The organism is Hymenobacter sp. IS2118, assembly GCF_000715495.1.
GTDB lineage: Bacteria > Bacteroidota > Bacteroidia > Cytophagales > Hymenobacteraceae > Hymenobacter.
This window is the reverse complement of the sequence record NZ_JNLX01000081.1, coordinates 1-9,626: the sequence shown is the minus strand read 5'-3', so window position 1 is coordinate 9,626 and position 9,626 is coordinate 1. Positions and strand designations below refer to the sequence as shown.

The 9,626-nt window shown below is 59.3% G+C and carries 11 protein-coding genes and 1 pseudogene; 8 read left to right on the top strand and 4 right to left on the bottom strand.

What is annotated here, in order from left to right; all coding sequences use genetic code 11:
• Positions 1-132: 132 nt before the first annotated feature.
• Both GM79_RS06735 and GM79_RS06730 read right to left on the bottom strand, forming a co-directional pair.
• Entirely contained in the window at positions 133-864 is a 732-nt protein-coding gene (locus GM79_RS06735) for a TraB/GumN family protein (RefSeq protein ID WP_051718603.1), read from the bottom strand.
• Between the two features lie 43 nt (positions 865-907).
• A complete protein-coding gene (locus GM79_RS06730; protein WP_035561191.1) occupies positions 908-1,216 on the bottom strand; it encodes a hypothetical protein in 309 nt (102 codons plus the stop codon).
• A 162-nt stretch (positions 1,217-1,378) separates the two neighbouring features.
• Here GM79_RS06730 and GM79_RS06725 point away from each other — a divergent pair, with 162 nt between their 5' ends.
• The 7 genes from GM79_RS06725 (at position 1,379) to GM79_RS06695 (ending at position 7,205) form a co-directional block, all read left to right on the top strand.
• Entirely contained in the window at positions 1,379-1,888 is a 510-nt protein-coding gene (locus GM79_RS06725; RefSeq protein WP_035561190.1) for an RNA polymerase sigma factor, read from the top strand.
• 12 nt (positions 1,889-1,900) lie between these two features.
• Complete coding sequence (locus GM79_RS06720) at positions 1,901-2,521, top strand: hypothetical protein (protein ID WP_035561187.1); 621 nt, start codon at positions 1,901-1,903, stop codon at positions 2,519-2,521.
• Positions 2,522-2,584: 63 nt separating this feature from the next.
• Positions 2,585-3,523: an ABC transporter ATP-binding protein gene (locus tag GM79_RS06715; protein WP_035561184.1), complete on the top strand. Its 939-nt coding sequence runs from the start codon at positions 2,585-2,587 to the stop codon at positions 3,521-3,523.
• 133 nt (positions 3,524-3,656) lie between these two features.
• Entirely contained in the window at positions 3,657-5,045 is a 1,389-nt protein-coding gene (locus GM79_RS06710; protein WP_035561181.1) for an ABC transporter permease, read from the top strand.
• A gap of 15 nt (positions 5,046-5,060) precedes the next feature.
• On the top strand, positions 5,061-5,540 hold the full coding sequence (locus GM79_RS06705) for a hypothetical protein (protein ID WP_035561178.1): 480 nt from the start codon (positions 5,061-5,063) through the stop codon (positions 5,538-5,540).
• Between the two features lie 95 nt (positions 5,541-5,635).
• Complete coding sequence (locus tag GM79_RS06700) at positions 5,636-6,559, top strand: ChaN family lipoprotein (RefSeq protein WP_235183932.1); 924 nt, start codon at positions 5,636-5,638, stop codon at positions 6,557-6,559.
• Positions 6,560-6,569: 10 nt separating this feature from the next.
• Entirely contained in the window at positions 6,570-7,205 is a 636-nt protein-coding gene (locus GM79_RS06695; protein WP_035561171.1) for a hypothetical protein, read from the top strand.
• Positions 7,206-7,227: 22 nt separating this feature from the next.
• Here GM79_RS06695 and GM79_RS06690 read toward each other — a convergent pair whose 3' ends face one another.
• Together GM79_RS06690 and GM79_RS06685 are read right to left on the bottom strand one after the other, a co-directional pair.
• Entirely contained in the window at positions 7,228-8,127 is a 900-nt protein-coding gene (locus tag GM79_RS06690; RefSeq protein WP_035561169.1) for a hypothetical protein, read from the bottom strand.
• A 34-nt stretch (positions 8,128-8,161) separates the two neighbouring features.
• A pseudogene (locus GM79_RS06685) lies at positions 8,162-9,124 on the bottom strand (HAD-IC family P-type ATPase); the annotation flags it as partial.
• Positions 9,125-9,171: 47 nt separating this feature from the next.
• Between GM79_RS06685 and GM79_RS06680 the strand changes: the two are divergent.
• On the top strand, positions 9,172-9,626 hold a 455-nt coding region (locus GM79_RS06680), incomplete at its 3' end, for a hypothetical protein (protein WP_035561203.1).

Genomic DNA, 9,626 nt, shown 5'->3' with positions numbered 1-9,626 from the left:
CGGCGGCCCAGAGTGCGGGAGAAGGCAAAAAATCGGCGTGTATGGTAGCTTCGTATTCGGTTGTAGTCGGGCGCAACGGGAAATTTGTTAGGTGTGGTAACCCCAAAATTCTCGCGCTCGGCTACAACTTCCTTATTTTCCGGATAGGCTCTTACTGTCCATCGACATGGTGAGCAGGCCCTCCAGGTCCTGGGCCTGATAGAGTTTCAGCAAGGCACCGAACTCCTGCTGAGCCTCGGCGCGCTTCATAACCATGTCGGACAGGAGGTGGGCTTGTTTTTCGCAGGGGATTTTGTCGAACAAACCCAGCTGCTCAGCTACCGTTTCCAGCCCGATGACTTCTATCTGCTTGGCTTTGGCCATTTCCACCAGCGTCATTTCGTAGCTGCCCGTGGGGCAGCCCAGCATTTTGGGGTAGAGCAAGGAGGAAAGGATGAGGGGCTTCATAGTGCCCATTTGGGCAAAGGGCATTTTCAGCTCGTTGGTAAAGTACTCGTTCACCGCGGCGTACTCTTCTTTGGTCATGCAGCCTTGCACGGTTTGGCCGGTGGGCAGCATCAGTCGGCTGCGCATTTCTTCGGCCATGGTGGGGCTGTCCATGTCCAGCTCGAGGGCCACTTGCTGCGAGTTGCCCACGGCTTTCTTCACCGCCTCGCTCACTTTGAGGTCGTCGGCGCAGAGCAGGTGAATGGTGCCAAATACGTAGGACGGTTGGGCGAGCTTGTTGCCCGAGATTTCCCAGAGCAGGGATTTGGTGGTCGTGGCCGCCGGGGCCGCCTTAGAAACTTTGGCTGCCTTTTGGGCGTGGGCGAGGGGGCTGGCCAACAACAGGGCTGCGGCGAGGGTGAGGGTTGAAATACGCATTTTTTTGCAGAAAAAAGGTGAGAAAAGGGTTGATGAGAATGACCTATTGAGCGGATGCTTTGGTGGTTGATGAGTGAGTAGACTTGTACAAATCGCGGCCGATGTCATAGCCGAATAGGTAGATGGAAGACGCTACCATCAGCATGGCCAGCAGCATGGCGAGCAGGTTGTGCCAGTCGCGCAGGGAGCCAGCGGCTACCGTGGCGAGCGTCGGCAAATAGACCGTGCCGGCTAACAGCAGGCCGGCGGCGAACAGGCCCGTAGCCGACGCGGCGAAATAATTGCCAATCAAAATTTGCCAGAGACTTCCCATCCCGAAGGCGATGCCGGCGATGAGGTAAGGTTTTTTCATGCGGGAGAGGAGAATTGGGAAGGTTGAATTTGGATAGTACATCGCCGGTCCTCGGGTGGCATTACAGCCGCCGCCGAAAAATTTATTGGGCAATATTTTTTTGCTGCTGGTGTAATGCCGGGCCGCAACCCGGCGATTAACTTCCCGAAACAATTACTCCGAATGTCCGCCGCACCCTCTGCCGATTTTGTTGCCGCGCTGAATGAGTACCAGCCCTTGCTGCGCCGTGTGGCCCGGCTCTATTGCCAGGATGCCGACGACCGCCAGGACCTATTCCAGGAAATGGTGCTGCAGCTGTGGCGGGCGTGGCCGCGCTACGTGCCTCAGCCCGGCGCCAAGCTCAGCACCTGGCTCTACCGCATTGCCCTGAACGTGGCTATTTCTAACCTGCGCCAGCGCAGCCGCCGCCCCGCGCCGGGCGAGCTCGGAGCCGAAGCGCTAGCCGTAGCCCTGGCTCCCGAGGCCGGCCCCGATGCCGAGGACCGGGCCGCCCTCTACCGGGCCATCGACCAGCTGTCGGAAGTCGACAAGGCGTTTATTCTACTCTACCTCGAAGACCGGCCCTATGATGAAATGGCCGACATCCTCGGCATCACCCAGAACAACGTGCGCGTGAAAATGCACCGCGTACAGGAAAAACTGCGGCAATTACTGCCCCTCGCCACCCGCTAATACTCGCTATCTATGCAACTCGAAGACTTGCGCCAGAGCTGGCTGACCCCGGCCGAGGAAACAGCGCCAATCAATTCGTCTCAACTGAATAAACTCCTGGCCAGCCGGCCAGGTCTGGTGGAAAAAATGCGCCGCAGTGCCCGCTGGGAAGCCGCCTTTACTGCGGTGATGGTGGTGGTTTCGCCCTCGATATTTCTCCTGACCGATATGCTTCTGACCCGCATATACGGCGTGTTGTTGACGATTATGGGCCTGGGCCTGATGTACTATTACTACCGCATGCTGACGATGCTGAACCGCATGCTGGTGGTGGAAGGCAACGTGCGGGGCCACCTACAGGAGTTGGCGGCGGGGCTGCGGGCGCTGCTGCGCTTCTATTATCGCCTCACGCTGGCCGTTGGGCCGCTGATGATGCTATTTAATCTGGGCTTCATTTTGGGGAAAGAGCTGGCCCGGCCGGGGGAATTCCGGTGGAAAGTGCTGTTTATCGCGAGCGGGTTGCTGCTGGTGTTTGGCGTAATGTTGCAGGTGGCGGCCGTGTACGGCACGCGCTGGTACGTGCAGCGCCTCTACGGCCGGCACCTCGACCGCCTCGAAGCCAACCTGGCCGAGCTGGAGGACGGGGCCAATTGAACATTCGGTTATTTCCGACTGACCGGATGTCTTTACATTTACGAACCAACTAACCTTTTTTCTGTGAAACCAATTCTCGAAGCCATCGATGTGCGCAAGGCGTACGCGGCCCACGTTGCCCTGAGCGGCGTGAGCCTCGCCATCCCGGAGGGCAGCATTTTCGGGTTGCTGGGCCCCAACGGCGCCGGCAAAACCTCGCTCATCCGCATCATTACCCAGATTACGGGTGCCGATTCCGGCGAAATCCGCTTTCGCGGCGAACGGCTCCGGCCCGAGCACGCGGCCCAAATCGGCTACCTGCCCGAAGAGCGCGGCCTCTACAAAAAGATGAAAATAGGCGAGCAGCTGCTGTATCTGGCCCAGCTGCGCGGCCTCACCAAAGCCGATGCCACCCAGCGCATCAAGCAGTGGATAGCGCGGTTTGAGCTCAAGGATTGGGTGAATAAGAACGTGGAGGACCTGAGCAAGGGCATGCAGCAAAAGGTGCAGTTCATCGCCACCGTGCTGCACGAACCGAAGCTCATCATCCTCGACGAGCCGTTTTCGGGCTTCGACCCGATTAACGCCAACTTAATTAAGGACGAGATTCTGGAGCTGCGCCGGCAGGGCGCCACCATCATTTTCTCGACCCACCGCATGGAATCGGTGGAGGAAATGTGCGACAACATTGCCCTGATAAACCGCTCGCGCAAGGTGCTCGACGGCCCCATCGGCCTGATTCGCGACCAGTTCAAAACCAATACCTACGAGGTGGAAGGGAATGGCAAACTCATGCTGGCGCACCCCGATTTTGAAGTGGTGGAGCAAAAGGAGCGCGAAAACGGCCACTTCTACGCCCGCGTGCAGTTGCACGCCAACGTGCGCCCCAACGACCTGCTGCGCTACCTCATCGCCTCGGTGGAGGTGGAATCATTCCGCGAAAAAATCCCCAGCATCAACGAGATTTTCATCCGGCGCGTGCGCGAAACCATGCCCGAAACGCTGGTGGAAGAAGCCGTGTGATTCCTAGCTGTCAGCTCATAGCTATTAGCCATTGGCTGACAACTTTTCTCATGGTGTAAACCGAGTTTCGACTTCTTCTTCCGATTTATCCAAGCTATTAGCTAACGGCTAGTGGCTAACAGCTCAAAAAAACATGGCTTCCAAATTCTTACTCGTTGCCCAACGCGAATACCTGACCCGTGTTCGTAAAAAAGCCTTTATTGTACTCACTTTGGCTGTGCCGCTGCTGCTGGCCGCCTTTGGTTTCATCGTGGTGAAGGTGGCCAGCTCCGATAACGACTCTACCGAAGTGGTGGACGTGCGCGACGACAGCGGCCTCGGCATTGCCAGCCGCCTGGTCAGCACCGCGCAGCTGCAATTTGAGCCCGCGTCCGGAACGCTGGCAGAGGCCAAAAAGGGCTTTCAGAAGGAAAAGCACGCCGGCCTGCTGTACCTGCCCGCCGGCCTCGACGTGGAAAATCCCGTTGGCGTGCAGTTTTACGGCAAAGGCAACATCAGCCTGAAGAAGCAAACCGCCGTGAAGACGGCCTTGAACAAGGCATTTTCGGAGCTGAAAATGCAGAAATCCGGCCTCTCACAGGAGCAGCTCGACCGCCTGCGCTCAACCATAGACCTGCAAACTATCAGCCTCGACGACGCTGGCAATGAGGCTGACAGCAACGCCCTGGCCACTTCGGGCATTGCTTACGTCCTGGCGCTGGCCATCTACTTCTTCATCTTCATCTACGGCGTGCAAATCATGCGCGGGGTGGGCGAGGAGAAGTCCAGCCGCATTATGGAGGTGATGCTGTCTTCCGTGAAACCGTTTGATTTGATGATGGGCAAGATTGTGGGCATCGCGGCCGTGGGCCTCACGCAGTTTTTGCTGTGGGGGCTGCTCTCGTTTGGCGCAACCTCGTTGCTGGCGCCCCTTCTGATGAAATCAGTGGACAAGAAGGCCAAAACGGAGATGGTTGCCAAGGCCGACGCCACTCCGAACACGGCCGCCGATGGTCCCAAAACCGCCAGCGAACAGGCGGAGCAGCAACTGGGTTCGCAAGACGCTCAGGCCACCGCGACGGGCCAGTTCAAAATATTCGAGGTGTTGGGCAACCTGCCGCTGGGCACCATTCTCTTCGGCTTTATCGTCTATTTCCTGGGTGGTTACTTGCTCTACGGCGCCCTGTTTGGGGCGGTGGGCGCGGCTGTGGACGACCAGACCGATACCCAGCAATTCATGTTTCCCATCACCATGCCGCTCATTTTGAGCTACGTGGTGGGCGTATCGGTTATTCTGCGCAACCCTGACGGCCCGGTGGCTTTCTGGATGTCGATGATTCCCTTCACCTCGCCCATCGCCATGGTGATTCGGCTGCCGTTTGGCGTGCCCATGTGGCAATTGGCCCTGTCCATTGTGCTGCTTATCATCGGTTTCATTGGCACGGTGTGGGTGGCGGCCCGCATCTACCGCGTGGGCGTGCTCATGTACGGCAAGAAGGTGACGTACAAGGAACTGGGCAAGTGGATGTTCTATAAAGGGTAGTCGTTAAATTGTGCCATGAATAACTACCGCCGTTCCCTGCTGGGCTTGTTGCTGCTGCTGCTACCGCTGCTGGCTCTCAAATGCGACAAGGAAGATGTCATCAAAGCCAATCAGTTCGATGTGAAGGTGCGCGTGACCGGCGATAACCTCTTCGGTCTCGGGGCCGAGATGAAAGTAGAGTCGCGCCGCAACGTATTGAATCCCAAGGCTGGGCCGTCACTGAGCAAGGCGTTTTCCACTTCCATCAACCAAACGTACGACTTGGGTACGTTTGGTATTCAGGACGACGTGACCATCAGCGCGCTGTTTCGGCAGGTGACGTGCAACAGCATGGTGCAGCCCGTTGCTAACACGAAGCTCAAAGTGGAGCTACTGGTTAATGGCGTGGTGCTGAATGTAGTGGAGCTGACGCCCGCCTCCAAAAATACCAGCGGCTTCTCGTGCAACCCTTTTTGGCTAGCCACCACGATAGGCAGCGGCGACGATTGGGATTAGTCAGACAAGCCTACGCGCCTTGTGCAGGCCCCGTCAGCGTTTGGCTGGCGGGGCCTGTTTTTGTTGGCTACTCCATGCGGTGGTATCTTCACACCATGCATTATTTTTTCGTTTCTAATTCCAGGCGCCTCGGCCGTATGCTGCTCTTGGCGCTATTGCTGCCCCTCGGTGGCCTGGTGGCCTTCCGGCCCGTGGGCGACCGGCCCGCGTACCGCCTCTTCACCGCCACCGGCCAGTCCGCCGACTACGACCAGATGCTGGTCGAGCTGGCGCAGGCCGACGTCGTGCTGTTTGGCGAGCAGCACAACGACGCCCTCACGCACTGGCTGGAATTGCAGGTGGCTAAGGACTTGCAGAAACTGAAAAAGCCCGGCCAGCTGGTGCTGGGTCTGGAAATGTTTGAGCGCGATGTGCAGCCGCTGGTGGCCCAGTTTGCCGCCGGCACGCTGGCTGATACCGCCTTCGCCCGTCAGGCCCGCCCGTGGCCCAACTACGATACCGACTACCATCCGCTGGTGCTGTTCGCGCGCGAAAACCGAATTCCGGTCATCGGCACCAACGCCCCGCGCCCGTTTGCCCAGGCCGTAGCCCGTGGCAGCCTCAAGGCCCTCGACAAGCTGCCCGCCACCGACCGCGCCCTGCTCGCGCCGCTGCCGCTGCAAGTGGATTACGAGCTGCCCGGCTACAAAAAAATGGCCGCCATGTTCGGCGGCGACAGCAAGGCCCACGGCGCTGGCGCCCAAAACATCATTCAGGCGCAGGCTCTGAAAGATGCCACCATGGCCCACTTCATCCGCACCAGCCGCCAGGATGGGCAAACCCTGCTGCACGTCAACGGCAGTTTCCATTCCGACAACCACGACGGCATTGCCGCCTACCTACGCCAATACGCCCCCAAATTGCGCATACGCACCCTGAGCGTGGTGACGCAGGAGCAGCTTCAGCACCTGGATAAGGACCAGTTGAACGTGGCCGATTTCGTGATTGTGGTGCCGACGGACGCGAGCAAAACCTACTAAGGACCAGTCCATGATTTCGACCCAGAACTACAGCGCGCTTCCTGATGCGGCGGCACTAGAAACCATCAGCAAAGCGCTGGCCGTGCTTGATGCCATCAATTCGCCGGATTGGGAATACCGCTACTATTCCTACAACGCGAATTGGGGCGAAGGTGAAGAGGCGATGACCATGCGCAATGGGTCAGGCGACGAGTTGCTGGTGCTATTCCGGTCGGAAGGGTGCGTGATAAGTGGCCTTATGCACGAATACCCACAACCCGACAAAGCCCGGATTACCCGTGGCCTGCCAGCGTGTTTCGAGGAATTTATATTTGGTGAGCCTGTGCAGTCGACCGGCACTACCTTTTGCCTGTGGCACACGGCACCGAATGGCTGGCAAACCGGGGCGTTGCAGGATGAGGACGACGGTTCCGAAGAACTACTTTCCATCTTCGACGGCCGGCCGGATACGTATGTGGATTGGGCCAATGAATACTACTGTGAAGAAGCCTCATGGTCGCCCCTGGATGCCGGTGCCGTAGCAAAAATCTACCGGGGTGAAAGCCTGACGAAGGCGCATGTATTGGCCCTCGTAAATGAAGTGGCAGACTGGCCACAGTTGGAAAAGGACTTGCAGGCCATCGGCTATCCCTATAATTTTGCTTAAGCATGGAGGCGCTTATGAATAGCTACGCCAGCGGGTGCCCGCCCAGGCACGCGGCGTCGTGGATGGCCACGATTTCTTCGGCGGCCGGGCACACCCGTCCGCTGCCGTAACTGCCAATAAGCTCACAGACTGAAAACGCCGTGCTTTGGGCGGCGTACTGCGTTTCCCAAGCGGCTTGCGCTGTGGCCTGCTGCTCGTTTTCGTAGGGGAAGGTGTGGGCGGGGCGGGCCAGCCCGATGCGCCAGGGTTTGGGGCTCAGCCGGGCCCGGTAGCACTGCTGCCGCTGGCACATGCGCACGTAAATGGCATCGGCATCCAGGGCACTGAAAACGGCCTGGGAGGTGGGGTCGGAGGGCAGGATTTCGGCGTGGGTGGCCAGCACGCGGTAGCCCAGCCGGGTGCGGTAGAGGCGGAAGTTCCATTCGGGATGCGTTGCCAGCCAGGCTTTAATCCGGGCTTCCAGCAACGGGAGCCCTTCCAGCGGCGGCGGCGCGGGCACGGGCGGCGGCGTGGTGAGTAGCCCCAGTCGGCGCAATAAGGCCACGAAGATGTTGGTGGTTTTGGAGTTGGAGCGAGGTGGCAGCACTAAATCCGTCTGGTCCACGTCCGCAAACAGTACGTTGCTGGTGTTCAGCACCAGGGCGCCGTACCCGTTGCGGGTGATGGCCCCGGTGGTGTTTCCCTGCGCGTTTTGGAGGCGCTGCTCCAGGTGCTCGCGCAGCGGGCGGGCGCCGGTGGGGTAGTGGCCCAGCTCCTCGTCGCGTTGCAGGCGCTGCCACCGCTTTTCCAGTAGTTGTTCGGCCTGCAGCCGGGCATCGGCGGGGCTAAGGTCGCTGCCGCCATAGGCAATGAGGTGGTAGGGCTGCCCGTCGGGAGCGGTGCAATCGACGGCGCTACGAGTCCAGTAAGAATAAATCTGCATCGATGAAGGGATAAGCTGGCAACCAGGGTTTTTGCTAAAACTTCATGCGCTGAATGCGGATGGCATTCAGAATGGCCAGCAGCGCCACGCCTACGTCGGCAAAAACGGCTTCCCACATGGTGGCCAGTCCGCCCGCACCCAGTACCAGGACCACGGCCTTCACCCCAAACGCCAGCCAGATATTCTGCCACACTACGGTGTGCGTGGCGCGGGCAATGCGGCGGGCGGTGGCAATTTTGCTAGGGTGGTCGGTCTGAATCACGACATCAGCCGTTTCAATGGTGGCATCGGAGCCGAGGCCGCCCATGGCGATGCCTACGTCGGCCAGCGCTACCACCGGGGCATCGTTCACGCCATCGCCCACGAAGGCGAGCCGGTGGCCCGCATCCAAGTACTGTTGCACGTAGCGGGCTTTGTCTTCGGGTAGCAGGCCGCCGTGGGCTTCGGCAATGCCCAACTCCTTGGCCACGCGCTGCACAATGCTGTCTTTGTCGCCCGAAAGCATCACCAGCCTGGTAATGCCGTCGGCCTTTAGTTCGCGCACGGCCTGGACGGCGTCGGCCTTGGGCGCGTCGGCCACGGTGAGGTGGCCGGCATATTGCCCGGCGATGGCAACCACCACGATGCTATCCACCACCTGGTCGACTTCGGTGGGGTAGGGGATGTTGAATTTGGTGAGCAGCCGGGTATTGCCGGCCAGCACCTCCTGTCCCTCCACCTGGCCGCGCAGGCCGTGGCCCGCAATTTCCTCCACCTGCTCTACCTGCTCTACCCGCACGCCCTGGGCCGCCGCGCCCACGTGCGCCACCACGGCCTGGGCAATGGGGTGCGTTGATTTTGCTTCCAGCGCGCCCACCATTCGCAGCAGTCGGGCCGCGTCGGTGCCCGGCGCGGGCTGCACCTGCTGCACGGCAAACACGCCCTGCGTCAACGTGCCGGTTTTGTCCATCACCACCGTGTCGATTTCCCGCATCACGTCCAGAAAATTGGAGCCCTTAGACTTGTTGCAGCGGCCTAGGCAATGAATAGTGTGGATATTTGAGCATGAAAATCTCCGTTCAAGACTTGAAAACACCTCGTCAATGGCGTTCTGCGTTGGGGTGTGATGCCCATCATTTCGAGCAACTTCTGGCGGTATTCCAGCGGGCCTATGCGGCGTTGCACGAGATGCAACTCGCTGAAAGGATGGTCATTCATCCCGCTGGAACGCGCATGAAGGATGAGGAAGATTTGCTTTTCTTCACCCTGTTTAGTTGCAAATCAGGACTGACTTATGACGTGCTGGGATTGGTCTGTGGCCTGGACGGGGCCACGGCCAAGCGCCGACAAGACGAAGGCTTAGCCGTGCTGCGGGAAGCACTCCGTTTGGCGGGTTGTTTGCCGGAACGCGAATTTCAATCCCCCGCCGAGTTGCAGCGCTATTTTTCTAAACGGCGGGCCGTGCTCGTCGATGCCACCGAATTCGCTACCCAACGACCAGCGGAAAAAACCGCGCAAAA